This is a genomic window from Mycobacterium sp. E2733 (assembly GCF_001667585.1).
Classification (GTDB): Bacteria; Actinomycetota; Actinomycetes; order Mycobacteriales; family Mycobacteriaceae; genus Mycobacterium.
In genome coordinates this window covers 49,323-73,290 of sequence record NZ_LZJZ01000092.1, presented here as the reverse complement: position 1 = coordinate 73,290, position 23,968 = coordinate 49,323, and the positions used below count along the sequence as shown (strand labels likewise).

Here is a 23,968-nt window from a genome sequence, read left to right as displayed (position 1 = left end):
GGCGGTGGCAGGTGGCACGGAGCCACACCACGAGTCGAGCTACGCGGGCCTGCTGCCGATCTCCAGGCCGGCCAGCTCACAGGTGCCGTCGAAGATCACCCGGCCGTACTCCCGCAGACTGCAATGCAATCGGCCGGCCAGGTGCTCGAAGTCGGTGTCGATGTTGCGCCGCTGCGCGGGCAGCGGCACCGGTAGGACGTGCGGATCCGCGCGGGTGCCGTCTCCGTCCAGCTCGATGTGGTAGCGGCGTGTGCGTGCTGACACGGTCCAGTGTCCGTCGCCGACGTCCGATCGCACGGTCGCCGGCGGGCTTACCCGGATGACGCGGGTGCCGAGTCGCATGACGACCCCGGTGACGTCCCTGCGGATCGGGCCGAGCTGAAGAAGGCCCCCCGAGAACGCCACCGACACGTCGGCGTCGCCGAAATCGTGTGCCTGACCCCACCACCAGCGCTCAGGGAAGCCCGCGCCCCAATTGCGTTCCGCGTACAACGCGGCGCCGTCAAACGACCACATGTCGTCGTCGAATTCGACCGTGCCGGTGACTTTTCCGCCGAGCCGGTAGGGATGCCAGTACTGGTTGAGAAACGGGACCGAAGAGAAGACGCCGCCTCCGCCAAAGGCATTGGGCCAGTTGAACGGATCGGCGAAATGCAGGTCGAGGTGGATGCCGTCAACGTCGATCTGGAGCCGATCGAGGCTCGCCGCCAGGCGGCAGTCGGGAGCGGCCCCGGCGTGCACCGAGAACGTGGACGATTCGGCGTGGGCCCCGTCCACGGCCGCGGAGCGCACCACGCCGCCGGGATGCAATGCGACCGCGACGGTCGCCCAGTCCCCGTCTGGATTCCGGTTCACGCTGCACAGCGCGACGACGACGCGACCCGAGGCGGCATCGGTGAGGCGCCAGAACCAGCCCTCCATTTCTGTCCCGTGCGAAGGAACCGGATCGCCGAAGGGCACGTCGGCACCGGTGCGCCGATAGGCATGGACCAACGGCTTGGCCGCGTTCGCCGCTATCCATCGCAGGTAGGATGCGGTCACCTCTGGTCCGCCAGCCCCGACTGCACGAGCGCGTCGTCGATGAAGCGCTGCACCGGCCGCGAGCGGAAGAATCCGGTGTGACCGCCTGGGTACCAATGGATTTCGGGCTTGCCCCAGTGCTCCCAGAGTCGGGTCACCTGGTCGCGCGGGTGCACCAGCCGGTCGGCGAGGCCGGCGTAGATGAAGCGGCCCTCTTTCGGCACTTTTGGGGTCAGCGCCAGCGGCGAGATCATCCGGCCGAGGGGTTTGGCCGAGCTCATCGTGTGGCGCAGGGCGACGTGGCCGCTGAGGCCGGCGTGGCGGCCGACCAGGTTCACCAGGTCGACGGCCGGCACGCCCAGGATCGCGCAGGTGAGGCCGTCGTCGAGGCTGGCGACCAGCGACGAGATCAGACCTCCGAGGGAGATGCCGTTGACCCCGATCTTGGCGTCGGGCTGCTGCGCGCGGATCCAGGTGATGAGGCGCCTTATGTCCCACACCGATTGGGCGGCGCCGTGGACGTCGTCGAGCACGTCCTCGCTGGGGAATTTTGGGCCGCTTGCCCGGGGACCGTGCATGGGGAGTACCGGCAGCACGACGTTGAGGTCGAGCTGCCGGTACAGGTGCCAGGCATGGAACAGCATGGGGTCGAGCGCGGCTCGTCCCATCTCCGCGCCGTGGATGCAGACCAGCCAGGGCCGCGGCCGGCGGTGCCGGAACATCAGGGCGTATTCGCGGTTGTTGCGGGTGTAGCTGCGCCATCGGTCCCGGCCGGGTTCGCCGTCGTGGGGTGCGTAGTCGCTGTCGAAGGACAGCCGCTCGTAGTTGCGTCCCATGCTGCTCACACGCTTGACCGTCACGTCGGTGGGCGGCGGGGGTGTGGCGAAGAACCCCTCGGGATTGTCGAGCCAGCCTTTGTCGCCGTAAAACTCTTGTGCGGCAAGCACTTCGTTGTCGATGCGTTCGAGTGTTTTTGCGTCGGGGGCTCGGCGCAGCAGGCTGAAGCCGGCGAGCAGGATTTCGTCGCGGAATGCCTGCGCCGCGAGCGCGAGGGTGGGTCGGGCCACCGGCAGCTCGTCAGGCTGACGATCCAGGTAGGTGCCCCACGAGCGGGCGTAGAAGCCGCCGGTGCGGGCGAACGGACCCAGCATTTGCGTGATTGTGTTGGCGGATTTGCGAGCGCTGTCTGGCATCTAGCCTCGCTTCGCTCCGGGGGTGAAGGTGACCGGCAGCTTGCCCAGCCCGGTCATGCTCGGGTTGCCCAGGTATTGGTGGACGTTTTGGACGTCGACCTGGTAGTCGGGGATGCGGTCGAGGACGGCCCTGACCATGATCTCGGCCATCAGGCGCGCGAGGTGCGAGCCGATGCAGCGGTGCGGCCCGAGCCCGAAGGCGACGTGACGGTTGGGTGCGCGGTCCAAGATGATCTCGTCGGGGTTCTGGAATTCTTTTTCGTCGTGGTTGGCGGAGAGCCAGCTGATGACGATTTTATCGTTCTTTCTCAGGCGTTGCCCGTTGAGTTCGACGTCGTGAGTGACTGTGCGGCTGAGGGTTTGGTTGACCGAGAAGTAGCGCAGGAATTCGTCGGTGGCGGTGCGGTAGAGCTCGGGGTGGTCGATGAGTTGTCGTCTCAAGCTTGGATGAGTCCCCAGGTGGTGGAGCGTGAGGGCGGTTTGGGAGGTGGTGGTGTCGACGCCGCCGCCGATGAGGTTCCACAGGATGTTGAGCAGCTGCTCGTCGGTGAGGCGATGGCCGTCGAATTCGAACTGGATGAGGAAGCTGGTCAGGTCGTCTTCCGGTTTGGCTCGTCTGCTGGCCGCGTACTCGAGGACTTCTTCCATCATTTTCGGGACTTTGGCGATGGCGTCGAGGTACTCCGGGCTGTCTTGCGGGACGGCCATGACGGAGTGGAAGAGGTTGGCGTAGAGGTGCCAGTTGTCGAGGGGCAGACCCATCAGCTTCATGGTGAGGATGGCGGGGACCGGGCTGGCGTAGTCGAGGACGAGGTCCATGCGTCCGTCTTCGATTTTCTGGTCGAGGAACTCATGGGCTTTTTGTTCCATGAACGGCTTGAGCTTCTGGACCGCGCCGGGGGAGAGGAACGGGGCTAACGCGTGCCGTAGGGCTAGGTGGTAGGGGCCGTCGACCTCGCCGATGCCGAGGGCCGGCTGGCCTTCGGGGCGCGGGACGCCCATCTCGCCCTGGTAGTCGACCCCGTCTTCGGCGTTGGGCTCGTATTTGTGGGCGAACGTGTCGCCGTCTCTGGCCGTTCGGCTCACCGCGTCGTAGCTGCTGAGGTACCAGAAGCCGCCGTAGTTCTCATTCCAGGCAACGGGGCATTGGTGTCTGAGCTCGGCGTTGATGGCCAGCTCGTTGAGGTTGAACGCGTCGGAGTGATGGTCGAAGTCGACGATCGCGTTTTCGGCGACGTCAGGTCGGGTTGCCATCTGAAGTCCTCCACCGCGGCGTGAGCTCGGCTTTCTACACTATCTTTGCATTATTACGCGCTTCGGTTCTGGCGAGAAAGGCCGCGATGAGTAGTCACCGGACGACCTTCAACCACGTCGGATTGTGTGTCTCCGACCGCGAGCGGTCGCGGCGGTTCTACGAGAACGTGCTTGGGTTTCAGTTCTGGTGGGAGCTTGATCCGCCCGACGGCCCCACCGCCAAGCTTGTGCAGCTGCCCGAGCCGCTCGGGGTGCACGCGACCTACTTGGTACGTGACGGGTTTGTGCTCGAACTCATGGACTACTCGAAGCGTCAGGTTCACGCCGGGCCGGAACGCGTCATGGATCAGATTGGGCTGACGCACATCTCGTTTTCGGTGTCCGATCTTGCTGGCGTGTTGAAGAAGGTGGAGGAGTTCGGGGGAGCGGTCGTTGGCGGGACGGTGACGGAGGCGATGGCCATGATCCGGGATCCGGACGGGCAGCTGTTGGAGCTGCTTTCAGATGGGTGGTTGGCGGCGTTGCCGCCAAGGCCGTAGTTCGTTCAGTGCGGTGGAGGCCCGCAACCTCGCTTAGCTTGCCTGAGCTGGCGGAGTACCCGAAATCGTTGATCGCGGCTTTCGACAGCCGTCCACCCGCCGAAAATGCCTGGTAAGGCAGTATTGGCCCATGTCCGCCCCATAGAAGCGATGTTCGTCTCGGCGTCGCCCCGGCGCTAGAGGGGAGGAGTCGGTGGCAGGATCGGCAACCGTGGCGCCTCTACAGCCGATGCCGGCACTGTCCTTTCCGATGGAGGAGATGCAGACGCTTGGCAACATCTGGCTAACACCTTGCCTGAAAGCCGGACCACGGACCAACGCAATCATTGGCACTCTGACCAGGCTCGGCGGCCGAGCCCTGGTCGATGAGCCGGCACACCGTGCCGAGGCTGTGATCGGATTGACGGATGCAAGCGGTTCTAGCAAGCATCGTCGCAGTCGCCGGCACCCTCCTAGGTCCGTACCTGACCTACCGCCTACAGGGGAAACCGCCAAAGACGCTGACGATAACGCGCGTTGGGAAAATCGGCGGCTAGAGGTATTGGAAGCGGTCACTAGCTTCGCTTCGAAGGCTAGTGCCCAGCAACGCGTCGAATTCAACCGTGCGAAGGGACGGATAAGCGGCCTCGAATCAGCGGCTCGCGAAGAAGTCCGCCTGGAGGTGTACCAGCTGCGGGCCGAAACTTACAGCGCCTATTACCGGTTACGGCTTCTCGTTGACCCCGACTTCGATCGGAATCTGGTAGACGGTGCACACGGCTCAGACGACTGAGGCAAATCAGCGCGCTACCCGAGAGTGAAAACGAATTGCACAAATATAGCCGCGCTGCACGGAGCTGCTCGACGAGGTGGTGGAGGGCGCGAATCTGCGACTTCGCGAAGGATATTGCTAGGAGCCAGCCGTATGGGTCGCGCGGAGTCATTCCTTCTTCTTGGCCGCACGAATCCGTTCTTCCTCAGCTTCCTTGGGCGCTGTTGGCTCCGCTAGTTGAGCACCGAAACGGGCAATCTCCTGGCCGGCAACCGCCAGTGCGCGGCCCGTCGATGTCTTGGCGGCATCTATCGTGGCGCTGGCAGCTTCGAGGAAAGTTGGAATGTGGAACTCCTCCCACGATTCGACTTGGTGGCGGCGGGCCCTGGCAAAGTGGTCCAGTTCCTCTCGGAGGGCTGTGCGCTGTTTTGCCAGCTGGCGTACCGAAAAGAACCGAAAGCCCTCGATCGCTTCTGGTTTCGCGAAACGATCAAGTACTTCCTTCGCGCTCCGGTAGATGTCGGCGTCCTCGCCAAGTTGATGGGCAACCAGTTCGCGAGCCTCGTCGATTGCTCGTAGAAGATGTTCGGGTTCAGTCGACTCGACGCGCGCGAGATTCAGGCGCTGCCATTTGTAGAGCGATTCTTCTGCGACCACGAGAAGGCTCAAGGTTTCGCCAAGTCGGTTGTCGCTAATCGCATCTCGTAGCTTCTCGGCCCGTTCCTGCACGGGTATTTTGCGTTCGAAAGACGCGACGGTGCGCCTGACGTGATCGCGTAATTGCTCGACTGTCACGTTAAGTGCCGGCCCGAGGCCCGAAACTGAGTTCCAGTATGTGTCGGGAAGCGAGCCGTATCTTTCCAGCGACTCAACCATCCGAGAGATTGTCAGGTGATTGCCCAGGATATCGCCGGCGCGGTCGGCTTTGGCCAGTTCGAGGAGGGATTCCACTTTGTCCTCCACGCGTCGAACGGCCTCTTGTACCTCGGCGATCGCTGACTTCAACGCTAACTGCACCGCGATCATCTGCGCTGAAAGCATCACATCAGGTCCCAGCGCGGTCGGTCGCCACTGGAGTTGTTCAAGAAATCGCCCATCGTCCGAGCGAGTCATCATCCTGTAGAACCCGTCGGTCCCTGGGATTAAGTCGCCGTTCTTCAGCGCGTTGAGGCTATCGGGGTGCAGCTGAACGTACTTTCCGGAGTTAAGGAAGATCGAGGTCGCTCCGGCGGTTAGCCCTGTCGCATTGGTGAGTGAGGCGGCATCTATCCCGGCGACCTGCATGGCTTGGCCGGCTGTAGCCTTCAGCCGCGTGAGGTAAGACTCGACAGCAGCAGGGTTACCGCCAACCAAAAGACCTTCGTCGTGGTAGGAAACAACGACTTCATCGCTGTCCGCCTCCGCCGGCAGCTTCGATGTTTCGTCCGCGCCCAAAACTCACCCCCGTAATCCCACGCAGCCCAGGCCTCAAGTCCAAGAGCGTGCAGCGACTCGACGGGACTAGCCCGTCATGATCCGAGTGTTGCCGAAAAGGACAATCTTTAAGCGCCAGGTAGGCGTCTGACGGGGAGTCTCCGTCCCTCATCGGTTATAGGCCGTACTGCCCTCCACCGGATGCGTCGTGCTTACGATTTTGGCGGCGCAGTGGTCCCGGTCGAATCCCTGCGCCCTGCACCACGCCAACGCACCCGCGGAGTCGGTGAACGTGATGCCGGCAACCGTGACCCAGAAGTCCGGTGATGAGAACGTCGACCAATCACCGGACCAGAGCAGCCTCACGTTCGAAAAGCGCTGCCGCAACTGAAGGTGCTCTTGGAGCGTCATCGCGTTGTCCCACACCTGGCCGTTGTCGACGACCCCAGGACGTTTGGAACTGAGTTGCGGCACCCAGCGGTCAGCCAGTTGCGCGCTGACCCAAGGCCGGTCGTCAGCCGCGATCTGCCGAAGCTCCTGCGCAGGATCTTGCGGTGCAGAGGTCGTCGTGGTGCGAACTTGAGTCGACGGTGACGTCGATGCTGACTCCGTCGGAGGAGCGGTGGGTACCGGATTGGTATATGGGACGAGCGGCGCCGTCGAGGGCTCGGAGCTGTTGGAGTCGTGGTGAGCGAGGAGGCCGATCACCACACCGACGCCGCCCACCAATGCCAGCGCGATCCCGATAGAGACCCCCACGATGAACTGTCGTGACCGTCCTTGACCGGTGCCAGGGATCGGCGTCGGACCGGTTGCAGGATAGGCGTATTGGGCGTTGAACGGCGGATAGCTGGGAGGCCCGTTGACGTATTGGGGCGCAAGTAGGGTGTCGGCGAGGGGCGGCCCCGATGACTCTCCGGACAGCGCGCGCTTGGCGGCGCGCCCCAGGGCGCCGGCACTGCCGTAGCGGTCATCGGGGTGCTTTGCCATGCCGCGCGCGATGACCTCGTCGAAGGCCACGAGGACCCGTCGATTTCCGGCACTCGGTCGTGGAGGTGGCGACGAGATATGCGCCCCAATGACCTGCTGGGCGCTGTGCGCTGGGAACGGCTTGTCGCCAGTTAGCGCCTCGTAGAGGACGCACGCCAATGAATAGATGTCCACCGACGCCGTCACTTCCTCGTCGCCGAATCGTTCCGGGGCCATGTAATCGAAGGTGCCGACCTGGTACCCCGCCATCGTCAGGTGCGTATCACCCTTGGCTTCGGCGATCCCGAAGTCGACCAAGTACGCGAAATCGTCGCGCGTGACGATAATGTTCTGCGGCTTGACGTCGCGATGGATGAGTCCCTCGCCGTGGGCAGCGTCCAGCGCCGCCCCGATCTGGCGGACGATGTCGGTCGCTCGCTCCGGTTCGAGTGGGCCCTTCTCGAGCATGTCGTGCAACGTCTGTCCCCGAACCAGCCGCATGTCGATGTACAGGACGCCGTCGATCTCTCCCCAATCGTGGATCGGGATGACATGCGGCTCCTGCAGAACCGCCGCGGCGTGCGACTCCCGCAGGAACCGCGCTCGATACGTTTCGTCCTCGGCGTACCGGCCCGTGAGTAACTTGAGCGCGACAGTTCTGTCTTTCTTGGTGTCGTATGCCTCGTACACCTCACCCATACCGCCCTGGCCGAGCAGCCGCCGGATCTCGTACCGCCCAAACGTCCCGCCGAGGAGTGACGTCACAGCACACTTCCTTCTCTTCGCTGCGAACAGTGTCCGTCCAATTGACTCCCGTTACGGAGCAGTTTGCCCGGGACGAGTTGGATTTATGCGATAAAGGCTCAATGCCAGCGCTGGTCTGGACAAAAGGGCGCTGCCGGCTGACTCGTCTTATGCGACATCTGATTAATGAAAGGCGACGACAAGGAACCGGATCCTTTGCCCGGAGCGTGAGCTTTCGAGCGCCACGGCGCGCACGCCGGCGATGGGATCAACCGCAAGAAAGATGAACTGCGGTCGCCGCTAGGCCCGCTTGAACCACAGTCCGCCGTAGGGCGGTCGAGAATTGGACTTGATACAGATTTGATGGGCGGTCATCAGAGCGGCCTGGCTGATAGCCCCGGGGGCTTCATCCGAAGCGCCTGACCATTCGTCGGGATGCAAGTCATGCAAGTTGAACAGCGGCCCCCCGTCGCGAGGCGTGACTTCCCCCGTCGCCCTATTCACATCGACGTTGCCGTGATCGAGATGAATGCACCAGAGGTTGTCACTCTCGGCGAGTCGCTGGAGGAATGTCCGCAACTCCTGGACGTCGCCGAACGTCGCCGTGTAACCGGCGTAGCCGTCGAGGCGAGTGACCTGATAGGCGCCGCCCTGCAGGGCAGACGTCTCGAGCTTGTAGCCGTAGCGGCCTAACTCTTCGTTGAGTACGTCGTCGATGCTCATATCACCGCGAGGTTAGCCCGATTCCGCCACCGATCGTGAAAATCAGGGGAATCAGATCCGAGGCATGGCTCTCGCCCCGGGGGCGCGCCCATACGCCTCGAGGGCCCTACGAGCTAGTCTGCGGCGCGCGCGTCCGGCTCCGACTCGCAGACGCTCCGACCGAACGCCTGGGCCGTCGTCAAAATGGCCCGCGACTGGGACTCGTCATTCCGCTCGCGGATAATGCCCGGCATGGGTGAGACCCCCATCGTCACCGACTTACACCCCGTCGGGCGCGGCGTGGACCGTCCCGAACACGTCCTGTTGGCTGGTGATGGGCGAGCGTTCGCCTCCGACAAGGCCTCTGCTGTCGCAGAACTCATCGATGAGCGCACCGTTCGGCACATCGGGCAGGCGGGCGGCGAGCCGAACGGGATCGCGCTCGACCGCGACGGCCACTTTCTGATCGCCAATTTCGGCCTGGGCGCGCTGCAGGATCTCGACCAGCGGACCGGTGCGGTCACGGCGGTACTAAGCGGCCAACTCGATGGACGCCCGTTGCGGTGGTTGAACTTTGTTCTGGTGGATTCCGTTGGGGCGCTGTGGTGTTCGGTGAGCACGATGGCAGACGACCTTTTGGACACCATCGCGCGCGGCACCGCCGACGGCTTCATCTTTCGGGTCTCACCGGATCGCCAATCGGCGCGAGTGGTCGCCGAGGCGGTGAGCTTCCCGAACTGCATGGCGCTGGATCGCAACGAGGGCTTTCTATATGTGGTCCGCACGCTGGCCGCCGACGTCGTGCGGTTTCCTATCGACGGCGAAACACTCGGCCCTCAAGAGCAATACGGGCCACCGCTGGGGGACCGGCGCCCCGACGAGTACGGCCCCGATGCCGGCCGGTTCCTGGCCGACCCCCACGTCGGTCGCCGGTGGGGGATGGCCGACGGATGCGCGTTCGACGCCGAGGGAAACCTCTGGGTCACACTCGTTTTGGCCAACAGGATCGTGGCGATCCGCCCGGACGGCATGGTGACGGTGGTGCTCGAAGATCCTGAGGGCGCGTTAGTAGAAGGCCCGACCAGCGTCGCCTGGGGCGGGCAGGACATGCGCGACATCTACATCGGCTCGATCATGACGCCGTATGTGCTCAAGGGCAGAAGCTCGGTGCCCGGCCTGCCTCTGGTGCACCAGCGTTAGCCGCCCGACGGACCCGACGCACCGGGCCGCATGAAGTCCGGCATCGCGTCATCGGCATTGGGCGGGATCATCGACTCGCCCAGTCCCCACAGCTGCCGAATGGTGGCGCCGCCGTCGACAACGAGTGTCTGACCGGTGATGCGGGCGGCCAGCTCGGAGGACAGGAACAACGCGGCGTTGGCGATGTCGTGCGCGCGCGGCGCCGCCAGCGGATTGATTCCGTTGACGGCGTACTCGTTCGGCGGCTGATCCTCGTTGCCGGAGCCCACATTGCCCGGCGCGACCGCGTTGGCACGAATGCCATACCGGCCCAACTCATCCGCGAAGGTCTTGACCAGCGAGATGACACCGGCCTTCGCGGCACCGTAGGCGGCGTGGTAGGTCGCCGCCGCAATGCCGTCGACCGACGCGATCGCCACCAACGATCCACCGCTGCCCTGGCCGATCATGTACCGTGCCGCGGCTTGAAACAGATAGAAGACCTGGGTCAGGTTGTAGTGGATTGCCGCGTCCCACAATTCGGTGGTGAAGTCCTCGACCTTCGACCAGGTCGCACCACCGATGATATCGACGCACACGTCGACGCCGCCCAGCGCCGCGACGGCGTCATCGATCACCCGACCGACCTGCACGGGGTCGGTCATATCGGCGACAATCGGGATGGCGGTGCCTCCCCGCCCAACGATCTCGCCGGCAATCTGCTCCGCGCGCTGCTCGTCGATATCGATGCAGGCCACCGAGGCGCCCGCCTCGGCAAGGGCCAACGACGTGAACCAGCCGTGGCCCGCGCGCTCCGGGATGTAGCCCGCACCCGACACCACCGCACGCTTGCCCGATAGCCCCAGATCGATCACGCCGACCTCCTCTGCGCGCCAAGCACTTCAGCCGCGAGCCGTCGATGGTCGACGGCGGTACTGGTGGAGTATCGAGGCGGCCTCGCCCACAGTCAATGACGACGCGGTACGCCGGAACCCACGTTCGGTGTGCAGCAACTTCCGAAACGGCGCCTTGTCGGTGATGAACCGGTCGGTGGCCTTTGTGCCACCTATTCGAACATGACCGTGTCAGAGCCGCGGGTTGACTGAGAATGGATGGTCGATAACTGAGGTTCCCCGAGCGCACCGAAGATCTGGTCGATCGTGGCCCGCACTTCCGCGATGAATGCGCCCTCGCGGTCCAGCGCGACTGCATCCTCGAATTGCCAAGTCTTCGCAACCTCAACGCCCGGACGGATGTGGAACTGGCGTTTCGGCGACTGCTCGTGAATCCAGACGTCGAGGCTCGGCAGGTCATCGTCTTGTGCGTAGCCGCGCACCACGAGCCACCGGCGGAAGTCCGGATCCACTAAGTGGTCGCGGTATCGCGCTCCGGCCCGTCCATCATGGAAATCGTCGATCCATTGGCGCAGGTATGTGGGGCCAGGCAGTTTTCTCGCGGGATACCAGCGTTGTTGTACACGGGCGAACCGGTAGGCCAGGTGGAAATTGGGGTGGAGAGCCCAGCCAACATTTTCCGCGAGTGCGATAAGGGCCTCGACCTTGTTCGGATCGGAGTAGAGACACGCGTACTGGGGTCGAAGCTCGCCGGGCCACATCGCCAGGCAGACATTTCCACCCCCTACCCACATGCCGACGCGCTCCACCGCGATGATCTGTTGGCTTGGAAACCTGACACCGATGCCGGGAGCCAATATCTTCCCCGAGGGAAATATTTGCGCGCCGGGAGAGAAGTGGCCAGAGATGCCGGCCGCCTTCTCCAGGATGGCTCGGAGCCGATGAAGCAGGCAGTCTTCATCACCGCCGCAACACTCCAGGTCAGGCAACTGCGAGTAACTCATCGGGTCCCCTCCGCGTCGTCGGATAGCCGCTACGCCACTACAAGAAACGTCGTTGCCGTCGGCCTGGCGCCGATGGACATCGGACAATCCGGCGGTGATCTCCCCGCAGACGGCGCTCAGATCCGAGACAGGTTCTCGTTCCGCCGCCGCCCGCCACGGTCGGGACGGGTGGCCCCGCCGGATGGTTGAGACAGGCCACGGGCCCGGCGCGGGCGTAGAGGCGAGGTTTCCTCCGGGTCGAAAAGTGCTATTCAACCCCAGCGTGCTCGGCTTTCGACGCAGAAATGAGTGTCAGGGGCCGGGCCAGGGGAGGAAAAAAAATGGAAGCACATCCGCGCAGTCCACGCGAGTTGTTCGAAGGTAAGGAACATTACGAGATTCCTGCTTTCCAGCGCCCTTACGTCTGGAGTGAGGAAGATCAGTGGGCGCCCCTGTGGGACGACGTTGTTCGCGTGGCCCAAAGCTACGTCGTGGCCAAGGAAGCGGATACCGAACCGAAGTTTGAGCAGCACTTCTTGGGTGCCGTGGTTTACGAGACGAGGCCTCCCGTCGCCGGTGACGTGACGCATCACGAGGTCATCGACGGGCAACAGCGAATGACGACCTTGCAATTACTCCTGGAAGCAGCCCGTCAGGTGGTCGAGGAGCGCGGTTATGAGCTGCTCGCCGAGGCCTTGGAGGACCTCATTCGAAACAAGTCAAAGGCATTCGCCGGCACGCGCAAGCGGTTCAAGCTCTGGCCCTCCCAAGCCGACCGGCTGGCTTTCGCCCACGCGATGGACCGAGAAGGAACCTGGGTTGGTGAGCACCGCATCATTGAGGCTCACACCTTCTTCCTCCAAGAAGTGGAGCGGTGGCTGACGGGAAAGCAGGATGACGATGGGTCGGCCCCGCCCGGGACTGAGCAGCTGCGAGCCGAGGCGCTCAGCTCCACATTGCAGGACCGGCTGACCCTGGTGGCCATCGACCTGTCGGGCCATGACGATGCCCAGCTCATTTTCGAGACGCTGAACGATCGCGGCACGCCGTTGCTGAAGGCGGACCTGATCAAAAACTGGGTCTTCCGCAGGGGTGAAACCATTGGCGCCGACGTCGAAAAGTGGTCGCTCGTGTATTGGGCTGATTTCGACAACGTTTGGTGGCGGGAGGAGATCAAGCAGGGCCGCCAGGTTCGGCCGCGGGTGGACATCTTCCTCCAGTACTGGCTGACCATGCGGTCACAGGACGAAGTCAAGGCCGAGCACGCTTTTCGTGTTTTCACCGAGTATGCGGCACCCGCCATGACGTCCGTCGCGACCGCCCACGCTCTGCTGGGTGAACTCCACAACGACGCCAACACATACCGGGATTTCGCTCAGCTAGACGAGAGCACCATCGAAGGCCGCTTTTATTCACGCGTCGTCGAGACGATGGAGCTCGCCGCTGTCACGCCGGTATTCCTGTGGCTGCTGTCAGAGAACCACGCCGTGCCTGAAAGCCAGGTCCGCATTGGCCTTGAAGCGATTGAGAGTTGGGTCATTCGTCGTACCTTGCTGCGCGCCACCACTAAGGATGTCAATAAGTTCATGGTCGCGATCCTCAAGGCTCTCGACCGGGTCAGCGCAGAAGAGGCCGGCGACAAGATCCGTGATTACCTCTCTGAACAGACAGCCGAAACGCGGGTGTGGCCCACCGACGCGGACCTGATTACGGTTCTGCCCACGGCTAAGCTCTACGGCAACATTCGGCAGGGGCGCCTGCGGGTGGTGCTCGGTGCTGTGGAGGAGCACCTGCGGAGCCAGAGCACTATGTACGAAGCTGTGCAGCTACCCGCTGGGCTGGAAGTGGAACACGTAATGCCGCGCGGTTGGCGTACCCACTGGAATACCAATCCTCCGATGTCGCCGGAGGAGGCCGCGACCCGCGACAAAACCGTGAACACGATTGGCAACCTCACCCTGGTCACCAAATCTCTCAACGCCTCGCTCTCCAACCGCCCATGGGCCGACTCCGACGCAGTAGGCCTTACGGAGGGAGGGCGGCCCGGTCTGGGCAAGCGAAGCCTGCTCGACGAGTTCAGCTTGCTCGTGCTGAACAAAGAGGTGGTCAAAAACCACGTCCAGTCTTGGAACGAGGGCGACATCATCGCCCGTTCCAAGCGCATCGCGGATGCAATTTGCGCAGTATGGCCGGGCCCGGCCATACACCCGAATGCACTCGGTGAGCAAGCGGATGTGGTGGAGGGGTCCAGTGAGGTCCCTGCCGTCGAGACGCACGCGCCCACAGGAACTTTGAGAGAACACCTAGCGACCTCCGAGGGGGACGCGGACCAGCCCACCGTGGCAGCAGAAGGCCTTCTCCGCGCCTTCACGAAGGCAATGGTCAACGTCTATGTCCGCGCCAAGCAAGAAGCGGGTTATCCGGCGAACTACTACCTGGAGATGCTGTATCGCGACGGGGCACTTGCGACGGCGCACCATCTCCTCGCCAGCCGCAACGTCTCCGATGGTTTCACAGCCCTTTGGCGCAAGAACCGCCTTGACCTCACCGTCGAGAACGTCGTATTGCAGCCAGAGTTCCGGTCGCTCTTCAGCGAAGACGAAATGGCAGCTGCCAGGCGCCGGTTGGCTGACCACGGCTTCCATCCGGGCGTGTGAATCGTCAATTACGACTCAACGCTGAGTCAGCATGCCGATTGGCGTTCCTCGACTCGAGCGTCGGCGGCCTGACATTCAATGTCCTTGCCGTGCTTCACATCTTCGCTGTGTCCGCCCCGGAACGGCCCGGCCAGCTGCCCGCCCAAGCAGACGACCCCCCGCCCGGCGGCCACAAGCGCACGGCCCGTCACGCTTCCGACGGCTTCGAGGGTGGCCAAGGCGGCGTCGAGCACGCTCGGGATGTGGAAGTCCGCCCACGTCTCGACCTGGTGCTGGCGGGCCTTGGCGAAGTGGTCGAGCTCGTCGCGCAGGGCACCGCACTGCTTGGCCAGCTCTCGCACCGCCCAGAATCGGAAGCCGTCGACGGCCGCCGTCTTGCCGAACCGGTCGAGGATCTCCTTCGCATTCCGGTAGATGTCGAGGTCTTCGCGCAAATGGTGGTCGACCAGCTCGCGCGCCTCGTCGATAGCCCGCAGCAGCTGGTCGGGTTGGGTGGACTCGATGCGGGCGAGGTTCAGCCGCTGCCATTTGTGCAGCGCCTCCTCGGCGATCACCAGCAGGCTCAAGGTGTCGCCAAGCCGGTTCTCGCTGATGGCATTTCGCAGCTTCGAGGCGCGCTGCTGCACACCCAGGGTGTGATCGAACGACGCCAGGATGCGGCTCACGTGGTTGCGCAGCTGCTCGACCGTGACGTTGAGCGCCGGCCCCAGCATGGCCACCGAATCCCAGTACGCATCGGGCAGCGACCCGTACCTGTCCAGCGAGTCGACCATCCGCGAGATCGTCAGGCTGGTGCCCAGGACGTCACCGGCGCGCTGCGCGCGGGCCACTTCGAGCACCGATTCGACCTTGTCCTCCACGCGGCGGACGGCGTCTTCCACCTCGGCCACCGCGGACCTCAACGCCATCTGCACCGCGATCATCTGCGCCGACAGCATCACCTCCGGGCCGAGCAGTTCCGGTCGCCATTGCAGTTGGGCCAGGCCGGTGTCGGCGCCCGTGGTCAGCCGGAAGAAGCCGTCGCTGACGGGAACGAGATTGCCTTCCCTCAACGCGTCCACGGCGTCGCGATGCAACTGCACGTACTTGCCGGACTCAGCCAGCAAGGAAGCCAGCCCCGCGATCGCCGCGTTCGCGAACGAGGCGCTGTCGATGCCGGCGACGCGCATGGCGTGGCCGGCGGTCGCGCGCAGCTTCGTCAGATAGGACTCGACGGCGGCAGGGTCACCGCCCAGCAGCAGGGATTCGTCCTGGAACGACACCACGACATCGTCGTTATCGATCGTCGCCGCCACGTCGAACACCTCGGTCACGGCACCCCCTGATCCTTCGGCATCACAGCAAGCGTGCCAGGAGTTAACAGGAATTTGTCGGCTAGCAAACCCGGACATTACACCCCTGGCGTAGCCGCATACCCGGGTTAGCCCCGTGTTCGGGAGGAATTCACCGGGCCGGTGGAGCAACGTCGGGGTGACCTCGCCCGGCTGGGCCGCGTTCACCCGTAACCTTGCACGATGTGGCCGCACGCAAGCCCTCGCCCCCTCGTCTGACGGTCGAGGACTGGCTGCAAGCGGGCTACACGCTGCTCGCCGAACAGGGGGTGCGCGCGCTGAAGGTCGAGCGCCTCTGCCAGCAGGCGGGCGTCACCCGGGGCAGCTTCTACTGGCACTTCGCCGACATGGACAGCTACCGGGCCGCGCTGGTCGAGTCGTGGAACACCTTCCTGGAAAAGGACCGGCAGTCGCTGGCCGAACTCGACGCGCTGCCCCCGCGAGAACGCCTGTCGGCAATGATGACCGCGCTGACCAGCCCGGGGCATTGGACGCTCGAACGCGCGATGCGCGAATGGGCCCGCACCGACCCGACCGCCGCGGCCAGCATCCGCGCGGCCGACCGGCGCCTGCTGCGCTCCGTCGCAAAGGCCTACACCGACTATGGCTTCAGCCCCGACGACGCCAAGCTGCGCGCCGAGCTGACCTTCGCCGCCGGCATCGGGCTGCTGCACCTGGCCGGCTCGGCCCAGCAGGCGCAGAAGATCGCGCAGCGGGAACGTTTTCTCGAGCTGATGCTCAAGGACTAGATGTACCCGGCCATGACGTTGGTAGCAGGCGTGTCGGCTTGATGTGAGGAGAACCCCCGGGTGGGGTGTGGCTTGTCGAAGGCCCATACCTACTCCGGAGGTTCTCGTGTCCCACCGTAATGCCCGCACGACGTTTCACGGTCGATGGCTGATCGTGCAGCGCTACCGAGACGGGTGGAAGCAGGCCCAGATCGCCGAGGCGATGGGGATCTCCCGCAAGTGTGTGCACACCTGGATTCGCCGGTACGCCGCTGAGGGTGAGGCTGGCCTGAAGGATCGGTCCTCGCGTCCACATTTCTCACCGCGGCGCACGTCCGCCGTTATTGAGCAGCGGGTCTTGGAGGCACGTCGTGAGCATCGTCGTGGTCAAGACTGGTTGGGCCCGGAGCTGGGTGTGCCGGCCCGCACGGTCGGCCGGATCCTGCGCCGCCACGACCAGCCCTACCTGCGTGACTGTGACCCGATGACCGGGGCGCTGATCAAGGCCTCCAAGACCACTGCGGTGCGCTACGAGCGAGACCGTCCCGGCGAGTTGGTTCACGTCGATGTCAAAAAGCTCAGTCGGATTCCCGACGGGGGTGGATGGCGCGCTCATGGGCGCAGTGAAGAGGTCCGCGGCCGCGGCAACGGTTATGACTACGTGCACTCCATGGTCGATGATCACAGCCGGCTGGCTTACTCAGAGATCCTGCCCGACGAGAAAGGCCCCACATGTGCGGGGTTCATCGACCGGGCCGCTTCTTACTTCGCCTCGCACGGTATTTCACGCATCGAACGGATCATCACCGACAACCACCTCAGCTATCGCCGGTCGGCTGTTGTGGCAGCCGTTGTCGCCCGGCTCGGCGCTCGGCATCTGTTCATCAAGCCACACTGCCCCTGGCAGAACGGCAAGGTGGAGAGATTCAACCGCACCCTGCAAACCGAATGGTGCTACCGCAGAGTCTTCACCTCCAACACCCAGCGCGCCCGCGCCCTTGCGCCATGGCTGGAGATCTACAACACTCAACGCCGCCACAGCGCGCTCGGCGGCCTACCACCCACCAGCCGACTGTGACCAACCTGCTGACCGAGTACAACTAGACCATTGCGATCGGGGAGATCTTGGCCCCAATCGCCAACGCCCCGGCCAACTCTCGGCTCACGTCGTAGTCGAACACGACATGCCCGGCCGCGATGTCCACGTCGCGCTTGAAGCGCTGCAGCGGGTTGGACAGGAACTGCGCGCTGGCGCCCGAGGCATCCAGCAGGTCCGCGATAACCGCTCGGCTCTCGTGCACCGTGTGGGCCGCCGCCAGCCGGGCCTCGGCCCGCACCGCGCGGCCCAGCCGCTCGCCCGCGGCCACCATCCGGTCGATGCCGCCGGCGGTCTCGTCGATCAGCGCCCGTAAAGCTCGCAGCCGCACCCGCGCGCCGGCCAACCGGATCTGGGCCGCGGGCTGATCCTTCTGCGCCACAACGCTGTACGCCAAGACGCGCTCGCTCAGGCGTTCGGCGAACAGCTCGGTCACCCGCTCGGCGGCGCCGAGCACCGGCATCGACGCCACCAGCGCGAGCGCTGGAACCATCGGCCACCGATACGTCGGCACGTCATGGGCCCGCGCGCCGGGGGCCGTCCCGGCGTAGATGTCGGCCACGGCGACCATGCGATGTTCGGGAACGAAGACGTCGGTGACGACGACATCGTGGGAACCGGTGCCCCGCATCCCGGCGGTCTGCCACGTGTCGACGACCTCGACCTGGTCGGCGGGCAGCACCACCAGCGCCGGATCGATCCGGTCCCCCCGCTCGATGAGCGCCCCGACCATCACCCAGTCCGCGTCCATCGCGCCCGTGGCCCACGCCCACCGGCCCGTCAGGCGCACCCCGTCGTCGGCCGGGACGCCGCGGCCGGTGGGGGCCAGGGGAGCGGGCGCCAGCACCGGCCCGGCGGCGAACACCTCCTCCTGCACTCGCATGTCGAACAGCGACAGCATCCAGTTGTGCAGGGCATAGAAACCCAGCGTCCAGGCGCTGGACGCACACCCGTGCGCCATCCATCGAATCGGTTCCAGCAGTTCGGGAAACGACGCCTGCATGCCGCCGAACCGGGCCGGAAGCAACAGCCGGAACAGATCGGTCTCCCGGAACTCGTTGACCGTCGCCGCGGGCAGCCGGCGCAGCCGCTCGGCCTCGTCGGCGCGTTCGGCCAGCCGCGCGACGAAGTCGTCGGTGATGCCGTACGTCGGGCGAGCGTCGACCGCGGACATGGCGCCGACCGTACCATACTATTTTGTACGGTCACGTAAGCGGTTCGAGCGGAACAGCTCTCAGCCGAATTCAGTTCATCGGTGGCAGCCGCCAGTTGCCCGTTTCTCTCCATGCGCGACCGGTGCTTTCGGCCTCGCTATACAGCCAATTTGTGGGCGACACCGGATCGAACATTTCGGTGGGTGCATTCGCCGTGGCCGCGTGGGCCCCCCGTGGGTGCTTCCACACCCAGGCCGCAATCGCGCCCAAGCCGGCCAGCACCACACCCAGACCGCACACGATCCAAGGGGCCAGGTTGCGGTGACTCGCGGCCAGCGGGATCACCTGCGTGTTGACGTACTGCTTGCCGTCGTTCCAGGGGCTGACACCCGGCAGCGGTTGGGTTTGCTGGATCTTCACCTGCGGCGGACCGCCGTCAGGAGCCGGGGTGACTTGGCCGCGGGCCAGCGTCGAGTCGTTGAGGGTGAACACGTCGCGCTGACCTTCCGGCACGCTGTCGTCGTGACCGACCATCGTCACACGGTCTACCAAAGCAACCCGGTCCGCGGCGTTGACGAAATCAACTGGGACGCTCTCGTATACGACCGGTTGATACGGTGACCAGTCGGCGGGCGGCGGGCCGACCCAACCGTCAGGCGGGATGAAGGCCCCGCCGATAAAGGTGGCCGCGGAGACGACGTCGCCGGCGACCACCGTGATCGGGTACACGCCCGCGATCGCGGCGTCGAGCACGACGTTTCCACCGACCGGTACCACGACGGTGCGGTAGTCGCCGCCGTAGAAGTACTTGAACGACATCTCGCTGCCCGTCGGGTTGAACAAGCGGGGCCGGTGATACTCGTCGTAGTCGATGTAATCCCAGTGCCGCGGTCGGACGAACGACTCGTCATGGTCGACGTTCACGCGGATCGCGTGCTCGGCGCGATCGTTGACGTTGACTTGCACGGGCGGCGGTGCCGCGGCGTCGAGCCGCTTGGGTGGCGCTACCCGCGCCGCCTCAACCGCTTCATGTGGTGCCTGCACACCGCGCGGGCTGGCCGCGATCGGCACCTGGCTGGTAGCGCCGTCGTGACTGATCACCGTGGTCTGACCGGCGTCCGAGTGCTGCTGCGGCAATGGGCGCTGCGGCTCGCCGGATCGACCCTGTGCCGGAGCGGCGCCAGGACCATCGCTCGGCCCTGCGTGGGGTGCGCCGCTTGGTGGGGTCGGCCCGCCGGCGCGCGGTGATAACGGTCCGTCGGTCGGACCGCCGACGTGTGGTGGGGTTACCGGCTCGCTCGGCCCGGCGGCGCCGGGGTGCTGCGGGAGCGGTCCGTCGGTCGGGCCGCCGACGTGCGGCTCATTGCTTGGTCCGCTGGATCGCTGCTGTGGCCCATATGCTGGTGGGTCGGGCTTATGTACGGGCGGCGCCGCCGGTTCTTCCTGCGGTTCCTGATGCACGGGCGGCTGCTGCACGGGCGGCGCCGGTTCGGGCGCTTGCCGCACAGGCGGCGGTTGCACCACCGGCGGTGGCTGCGGAACGGGTTGCGGGGCTTGCGGCTGCGGGAACAGGCCGCCACCACCCCCGAACAGGCCGCCGCTAGGGCCGCCGCCAGTCGGGCCGCCACCGCTTAGAACGGGCCCATGTGGGGAGGGGGGCTGTGGCACCTGTTGTGTGGGTGACGCGTGAGCAATGCCGACGGGGAAGGTTGCCGCGGCGACCGCGGCCAGCGCCCCGACAGCGCGGGTCAGCTTATTCATGTTGCGTAATGCCTTTTCGATCACGGGATTGCCCCAGCTGCACCCGAAATCGGCAGCGGATAGGTCTCCCATTTGTGTTTTCCAGTTCGGCCAGGCATCCCGAAAACCTGACCGGGCAAAGCTGTTGGCGCGCCCGGCATAGCGAACGATGGTGTGCTGGTCAGAGCAAGAGCGCACGACCAGTAAGCAGTTAAATGTTGACCGCTCGCGACCGTGAATGCCGGACGACAGATGCGGTGAACCCGCCGAAGCGGGCTAGAGCTGAACCCCCGAAGCTCGTTTTCGATTTATGACGTCGACCCGATGAATGGCAGCTTAGGTGATCCGGACCGTGATCACATCGTGATTGGCAGAAATAGTCAGCCTCGGCAAAGGGAGCCCTTTAGGGGTGCCGCCATCGCGTGAATAATAACAGAGCGTACGCTCTGTTATTATTCCGGAATGCCGCGCCCTCGCGTTCACGACCGGGACCAGATCCTGGATGCCGTCGAGCGGCTGGCGGTGCGGTCGGGGCCCGCGTCGGTCACGATAAGAGCCGTCAGCGACGCGATCGGGATCTCCAACGGCGCGCTGTACCACACGTTCGGTTCGCGGGCGGGACTCGTCGGACGCGCCTGGCTTCGGGCCGGACACCGATTCCTCTGCGCGCAAAACGAATTGATCGACGCCGCACCCGAGGGGGACGGTGTCGCCGCCGTGGTGGCGGCGGCCGAGGCGCCGGCGGTGTTCGCCGAAAGCTATCCGGAGTCGTCGCAGCTGCTACTCACGGTGCGCCGCGACGAGCTGCTGGGCGCGGACACGCCGCCCGAAATCGCGAAACAACTGCGCGAGCTTGACCGACTGCTGGTGGAGTCGATGATCCGGCTGGCGCGCCGGCTATGGGACCGCAAGGACGCGGCGGCCGTCGACGTCATCACGACCTGCATCGTCGATCTGCCGACCGCTATTCTGTTGCGCCGCAACAGGATCAAAGATCCGGAGGCCCGGGAGCGGCTACGCGCCGCGGTCCGCGCCGTGCTCGATGCCGGGGAGCCCCGGCGCAAAACCAGGGAAAGGGATAGGACATGACACCGACGTTCAGTTGGGACGGCAAGATCGCGGTACTCCACCTCGGGGAGGACGAGAATCGGTTCTCGCCGGAGTTTCTCGACGCGATCAACGAGCAGCTCGACGAGATCCAGCAGGCCGGTGGCCAGGGCCTGGTCACCACCGCGGGCGGCAAGTTCTACACCAACGGGCTGGACCTGGACTGGCTGGGCGCCCACGCCGAGCAGACACAGGCTTACGTGGGCCGCGTGCAGGCCCTGCTGGCTCGCGTCCTCACCTTCCCGATGCCGACCGCCGCCGCGGTGACCGGGCACGCCTTCGGCGCCGGCGCCATGCTCGCCATGGCCCACGACGTGCGGGTGATGCGCGCCGACCGCGGGTTCTTCTGCTTCCCCGAGGTCGACATCCGGATTCCGTTCACCGACGGCATGGCCGCGCTGATTCAGGCCAAGCTGACGCCGCGCGCCGCGGTGGCCTCGATGACGACCGGGCGGCGGTTCGGTGGGGATGAGGCCGCCGAGTTCGGGATCGTCGACGCGACCGCGGCTGAGGGCGAGGTGACCGCGGCGGCAGCCGACCTGCTCCGGCCGCTGGCCGGCAAGGACCCCGGCACGCTCGGCGCGATCAAGCAGACCATGTTCCGCACGGCGGCCCGCGCGTTGACCGACGGCTGATTGTTACCATCGCGCGGTGACTGACGGCCCCGGTTGGCAGCGACCTGTCTCGCGGCGCGACGTGCTGAAATTCGCGCCGCTGCTGCTCTGCGCCGGGGCGCTCGGGTCCGCCCCGCGGGCGTCCGCCGGTGTCGCGGGCTCGGCTGTCTTCCTCGACGCGGGCCACAACGCCGTGAACGACGCCTCGATCAACCAGCAGGTGCCGAACGGCCGGGGCGGAACCAAGGCATGCCAGGCGTCGGGCGCCGCCACCAACGACGGCTATCCCGAGCACGCGTTCACCTGGGCCGTTGTGGCGCTGGTCAACGAGTCGCTCAACCAGATGGGCGTTCGCACCCAGCTTTCGCGTGACAACGACAGTTCCGTGGGCCCTTGCGTGGACCAGCGCGCGGCGGCGGCCAACGCGATGCGCCCCGACGCGATCGTGAGCATCCACGCCGACGGCGGACCCGCGTCCGGCAGCGGATTCCACGTGAACTACTCGAGCCCGCCCCTGAACGAGGTGCAGGCCGGCCCGGCCGTCCAGCTGGCCAACACCATGCGGGACGCATTGATACAGGCCGGTTTCCAACCGTCCAACTACATCGGCTCGGGCGGCCTGTACGGCCGGGACGACCTCGCGGGCCTGAACCTGGCCCAATACCCGGCAATCCTCGTCGAACTCGGCAACATGAAGAACGCCGACGACGCCGCGCGGATGCAAAGCCCCGACGGCCGGGCGAAGTATGCCGCCGCGGTCACGCAGGGGATTGTCGCCTACCTGAACGCCAAAGGCGGCCAAGGGTAGCCGAGCGGTCGCTCAGCGGCCGAAGTTCCCCGCCGAGACCTGTGTCGCCGGGCCGCCCGCCCCCAGGTGGCTGGAGGCGAAGGCGACGCCCTTGTCGATCATGGCGCCGTCGTCGGCGTAGGTGTTGTGGGCGGCGAAGTTCATGCCGTCGGAGCAGACCGGGTCTTCGGTGGCGCACACCTTGATGGTCTTGTCGGCGAAGGTGGGGCCGATGACCACGGGGGGCTCATTAAGGAAGTTCATGGCGCGCACGTTGGGCATGCCGAAGAGCACGACCGAGGAGACGTGTTGGGCCACGGCGGGGTCCAGGGGCTTGGGCACGGTGTTGGGGTCGATGCCGTCGGGGACCGAGGGTGAGGTGACGAAGCCCATCACGGCCGCGCCCTGGGAGTAGCCGCCGAGCACCATCTTGGTGTTGGGGCAGTCGTGGGCCATCGAAACCACGTGTGCGCCCGCGTCTCTGACGCCGTCGATGCCGGTGTCCCATTGGTCGCTGGCGGGGTAGTTGACGGGGTAGACGTCGAAGGACTTGGCGCCCACGCGGGAGTGCAGGGCGTCGACGAAGGCCTGCCCGGTGGGGCCGACGCCGGGGGCTTCACCGGTGCCGCGGGCGAACACCACCTGCACGTCCGGACACTGCGCAGCCGCGGACGGGATAACAGAACCGGCGAGGGCCGATGCGGTCAGGCCCGACGCCGAAACTACTGCGGGAGCAAGGAAACGGATGAAGTGACGTGCGTTCATGCCGCGACTGTTGCCCATGCGAATGCCTCCCAAACTGTCAACATGATAAAAGATTCCCCGACGTTTCCTGTATACCGAGGCGCGTCGACATGCGTCGGAAGAGGGCAGCGTGTCGATGCACCGAAATGGCATCCATCCGAAAGGCCGCTAGCCACAAAGCGAAAACCCTGCTTGGGCCGTCGTTTGGTGCCGTTTACCAAGGGTAGCCGGACCGGCGACCGCCTGAATCGCAACACTGCAGACACAGGAAGGTGACGACATGGCCACGGGTGAAACAGGTTTCAGGACGTGACTTAGGAACCGGCTCTGGGGCAGCAGCTTTCGCGTCAAACCGTCGTTAGCTCCGTCGCCGTGTCGTGCACGTCAGCGACGGTATCCGCGTAGGCGC

General features: G+C 65.2%; 21 protein-coding genes. 9 read left to right on the top strand and 12 right to left on the bottom strand.

The window, feature by feature from the left end:
- Positions 1-39 precede the first annotated feature (39 nt).
- From A5678_RS16685 to A5678_RS16675, 3 genes are read right to left on the bottom strand one after another with little or no spacing between them, the layout of a single operon-like run.
- Positions 40-1,041 carry a tocopherol cyclase family protein gene (locus tag A5678_RS16685; RefSeq protein ID WP_068044252.1) on the bottom strand — a complete coding sequence of 334 codons (1,002 nt, stop codon included), beginning with the start codon at positions 1,039-1,041 and terminating at the stop codon, positions 40-42.
- Positions 1,038-2,213 (bottom strand): S9 family peptidase, encoded by a 1,176-nt coding sequence (locus tag A5678_RS16680; RefSeq protein ID WP_068044250.1) that lies wholly within the window; start codon positions 2,211-2,213, stop codon positions 1,038-1,040. The genes A5678_RS16685 and A5678_RS16680 overlap by 4 nt, the downstream gene beginning before the upstream one ends.
- The gene (locus A5678_RS16675; RefSeq protein WP_068044248.1) at positions 2,214-3,467 is read right to left on the bottom strand and encodes a cytochrome P450; all 1,254 of its coding nucleotides are present in this window, start codon (positions 3,465-3,467) and stop codon (positions 2,214-2,216) included.
- 86 nt (positions 3,468-3,553) lie between these two features.
- On the opposite strand from A5678_RS16675, the gene A5678_RS16670 reads away from it, so the two are divergent.
- Positions 3,554-4,006 carry a VOC family protein gene (locus A5678_RS16670; RefSeq protein WP_068044246.1) on the top strand — a complete coding sequence of 151 codons (453 nt, stop codon included), beginning with the start codon at positions 3,554-3,556 and terminating at the stop codon, positions 4,004-4,006.
- A gap of 919 nt (positions 4,007-4,925) precedes the next feature.
- Here A5678_RS16670 and A5678_RS16665 read toward each other — a convergent pair.
- From A5678_RS16665 to A5678_RS16655, 3 genes are all read right to left on the bottom strand, one after another.
- Positions 4,926-6,191 (bottom strand): hypothetical protein, encoded by a 1,266-nt coding sequence (locus A5678_RS16665; protein ID WP_068044244.1) that lies wholly within the window; start codon positions 6,189-6,191, stop codon positions 4,926-4,928.
- A 147-nt stretch (positions 6,192-6,338) separates the two neighbouring features.
- Complete coding sequence (locus tag A5678_RS16660) at positions 6,339-7,904, bottom strand: serine/threonine-protein kinase (protein WP_068044242.1); 1,566 nt, start codon at positions 7,902-7,904, stop codon at positions 6,339-6,341.
- 279 nt (positions 7,905-8,183) lie between these two features.
- Positions 8,184-8,606 carry a hypothetical protein gene (locus A5678_RS16655; RefSeq protein ID WP_068044240.1) on the bottom strand — a complete coding sequence of 141 codons (423 nt, stop codon included), beginning with the start codon at positions 8,604-8,606 and terminating at the stop codon, positions 8,184-8,186.
- 231 nt (positions 8,607-8,837) lie between these two features.
- On the opposite strand from A5678_RS16655, the gene A5678_RS16650 reads away from it, so the two are divergent.
- The gene (locus A5678_RS16650; RefSeq protein ID WP_197502165.1) at positions 8,838-9,785 is read left to right on the top strand and encodes an SMP-30/gluconolactonase/LRE family protein; all 948 of its coding nucleotides are present in this window, start codon (positions 8,838-8,840) and stop codon (positions 9,783-9,785) included.
- On the opposite strand, the gene A5678_RS16645 is transcribed toward A5678_RS16650, so the two are convergent.
- Together A5678_RS16645 and A5678_RS16640 are read right to left on the bottom strand one after the other, a co-directional pair.
- On the bottom strand, positions 9,782-10,639 hold the full coding sequence (locus tag A5678_RS16645) for an SDR family NAD(P)-dependent oxidoreductase (protein ID WP_068044236.1): 858 nt from the start codon (positions 10,637-10,639) through the stop codon (positions 9,782-9,784). The two genes, A5678_RS16650 and A5678_RS16645, sit on opposite strands and share 4 nt — an antisense overlap.
- Before the next feature lie 191 nt (positions 10,640-10,830).
- Positions 10,831-11,622 (bottom strand): hypothetical protein, encoded by a 792-nt coding sequence (locus A5678_RS16640; RefSeq protein WP_068044234.1) that lies wholly within the window; start codon positions 11,620-11,622, stop codon positions 10,831-10,833.
- A gap of 320 nt (positions 11,623-11,942) precedes the next feature.
- Between A5678_RS16640 and A5678_RS16635 the strand changes: the two genes are divergently transcribed.
- Entirely contained in the window at positions 11,943-14,258 is a 2,316-nt protein-coding gene (locus A5678_RS16635) for a DUF262 domain-containing protein (RefSeq protein WP_197502164.1), read from the top strand.
- 26 nt (positions 14,259-14,284) lie between these two features.
- Here the strand turns inward: A5678_RS16635 and A5678_RS16630 are convergent, their stop codons facing one another.
- A complete protein-coding gene (locus tag A5678_RS16630) occupies positions 14,285-15,562 on the bottom strand; it encodes a hypothetical protein (RefSeq protein ID WP_368664899.1) in 1,278 nt (425 codons plus the stop codon).
- A 212-nt stretch (positions 15,563-15,774) separates the two neighbouring features.
- Here A5678_RS16630 and A5678_RS16625 point away from each other — a divergent pair, with 212 nt between their 5' ends.
- Together A5678_RS16625 and A5678_RS16620 are read left to right on the top strand one after the other, a co-directional pair.
- Positions 15,775-16,338 (top strand): TetR/AcrR family transcriptional regulator, encoded by a 564-nt coding sequence (locus tag A5678_RS16625; RefSeq protein ID WP_068044231.1) that lies wholly within the window; start codon positions 15,775-15,777, stop codon positions 16,336-16,338.
- 106 nt (positions 16,339-16,444) lie between these two features.
- A complete protein-coding gene (locus A5678_RS16620; protein WP_156746945.1) occupies positions 16,445-17,395 on the top strand; it encodes an IS481 family transposase in 951 nt (316 codons plus the stop codon).
- Positions 17,396-17,417: 22 nt separating this feature from the next.
- On the opposite strand, the gene A5678_RS16615 is transcribed toward A5678_RS16620, so the two are convergent.
- Complete coding sequence (locus tag A5678_RS16615; RefSeq protein ID WP_068044227.1) at positions 17,418-18,587, bottom strand: acyl-CoA dehydrogenase; 1,170 nt, start codon at positions 18,585-18,587, stop codon at positions 17,418-17,420.
- A gap of 70 nt (positions 18,588-18,657) precedes the next feature.
- Positions 18,658-19,704: a hypothetical protein gene (locus tag A5678_RS16610; protein ID WP_068044224.1), complete on the bottom strand. Its 1,047-nt coding sequence runs from the start codon at positions 19,702-19,704 to the stop codon at positions 18,658-18,660.
- A 138-nt stretch (positions 19,705-19,842) separates the two neighbouring features.
- On the opposite strand from A5678_RS16610, the gene A5678_RS27205 reads away from it, so the two are divergent.
- From A5678_RS27205 to A5678_RS16590, 4 genes are all read left to right on the top strand, one after another.
- Positions 19,843-20,202 carry a hypothetical protein gene (locus A5678_RS27205; protein WP_156746944.1) on the top strand — a complete coding sequence of 120 codons (360 nt, stop codon included), beginning with the start codon at positions 19,843-19,845 and terminating at the stop codon, positions 20,200-20,202.
- A 567-nt stretch (positions 20,203-20,769) separates the two neighbouring features.
- Positions 20,770-21,396 carry a TetR/AcrR family transcriptional regulator gene (locus A5678_RS16600; RefSeq protein WP_068044221.1) on the top strand — a complete coding sequence of 209 codons (627 nt, stop codon included), beginning with the start codon at positions 20,770-20,772 and terminating at the stop codon, positions 21,394-21,396.
- A complete protein-coding gene (locus A5678_RS16595; protein ID WP_068044218.1) occupies positions 21,393-22,049 on the top strand; it encodes an enoyl-CoA hydratase-related protein in 657 nt (218 codons plus the stop codon). The genes A5678_RS16600 and A5678_RS16595 overlap by 4 nt, the downstream gene beginning before the upstream one ends.
- A gap of 16 nt (positions 22,050-22,065) precedes the next feature.
- On the top strand, positions 22,066-22,836 hold the full coding sequence (locus tag A5678_RS16590) for an Rv3717 family N-acetylmuramoyl-L-alanine amidase (protein ID WP_068044216.1): 771 nt from the start codon (positions 22,066-22,068) through the stop codon (positions 22,834-22,836).
- Positions 22,837-22,848: 12 nt separating this feature from the next.
- Here the strand turns inward: A5678_RS16590 and A5678_RS16585 are convergent, their stop codons facing one another.
- On the bottom strand, positions 22,849-23,598 hold the full coding sequence (locus A5678_RS16585) for a cutinase family protein (RefSeq protein ID WP_068044214.1): 750 nt from the start codon (positions 23,596-23,598) through the stop codon (positions 22,849-22,851).
- Positions 23,599-23,968 lie beyond the last annotated feature (370 nt).

Excerpts from the sequence above, each read along its gene's own strand:
- A5678_RS16680 (WP_068044250.1), bottom strand. The coding sequence starts at position 2,213 with ATGCCAGACAGCGCTCGCAAATCCGCCAACACAATCACGCAAATGCTG.
- A5678_RS16675 (WP_068044248.1), bottom strand. The coding sequence starts at position 3,467 with ATGGCAACCCGACCTGACGTCGCCGAAAACGCGATCGTCGACTTCGAC.
- A5678_RS16670 (WP_068044246.1), top strand. The coding sequence starts at position 3,554 with ATGAGTAGTCACCGGACGACCTTCAACCACGTCGGATTGTGTGTCTCC.
- A5678_RS16655 (WP_068044240.1), bottom strand. The coding sequence starts at position 8,606 with ATGAGCATCGACGACGTACTCAACGAAGAGTTAGGCCGCTACGGCTAC.
- A5678_RS16650 (WP_197502165.1), top strand. The coding sequence starts at position 8,838 with ATGGGTGAGACCCCCATCGTCACCGACTTACACCCCGTCGGGCGCGGC.
- A5678_RS16640 (WP_068044234.1), bottom strand. The coding sequence starts at position 11,622 with ATGAGTTACTCGCAGTTGCCTGACCTGGAGTGTTGCGGCGGTGATGAA.
- A5678_RS16635 (WP_197502164.1), top strand. The coding sequence starts at position 11,943 with ATGGAAGCACATCCGCGCAGTCCACGCGAGTTGTTCGAAGGTAAGGAA.
- A5678_RS16615 (WP_068044227.1), bottom strand. The coding sequence starts at position 18,587 with ATGTCCGCGGTCGACGCTCGCCCGACGTACGGCATCACCGACGACTTC.
- A5678_RS16600 (WP_068044221.1), top strand. The coding sequence starts at position 20,770 with ATGCCGCGCCCTCGCGTTCACGACCGGGACCAGATCCTGGATGCCGTC.
- A5678_RS16595 (WP_068044218.1), top strand. The coding sequence starts at position 21,393 with ATGACACCGACGTTCAGTTGGGACGGCAAGATCGCGGTACTCCACCTC.
- A5678_RS16585 (WP_068044214.1), bottom strand. The coding sequence starts at position 23,598 with ATGGGCAACAGTCGCGGCATGAACGCACGTCACTTCATCCGTTTCCTT.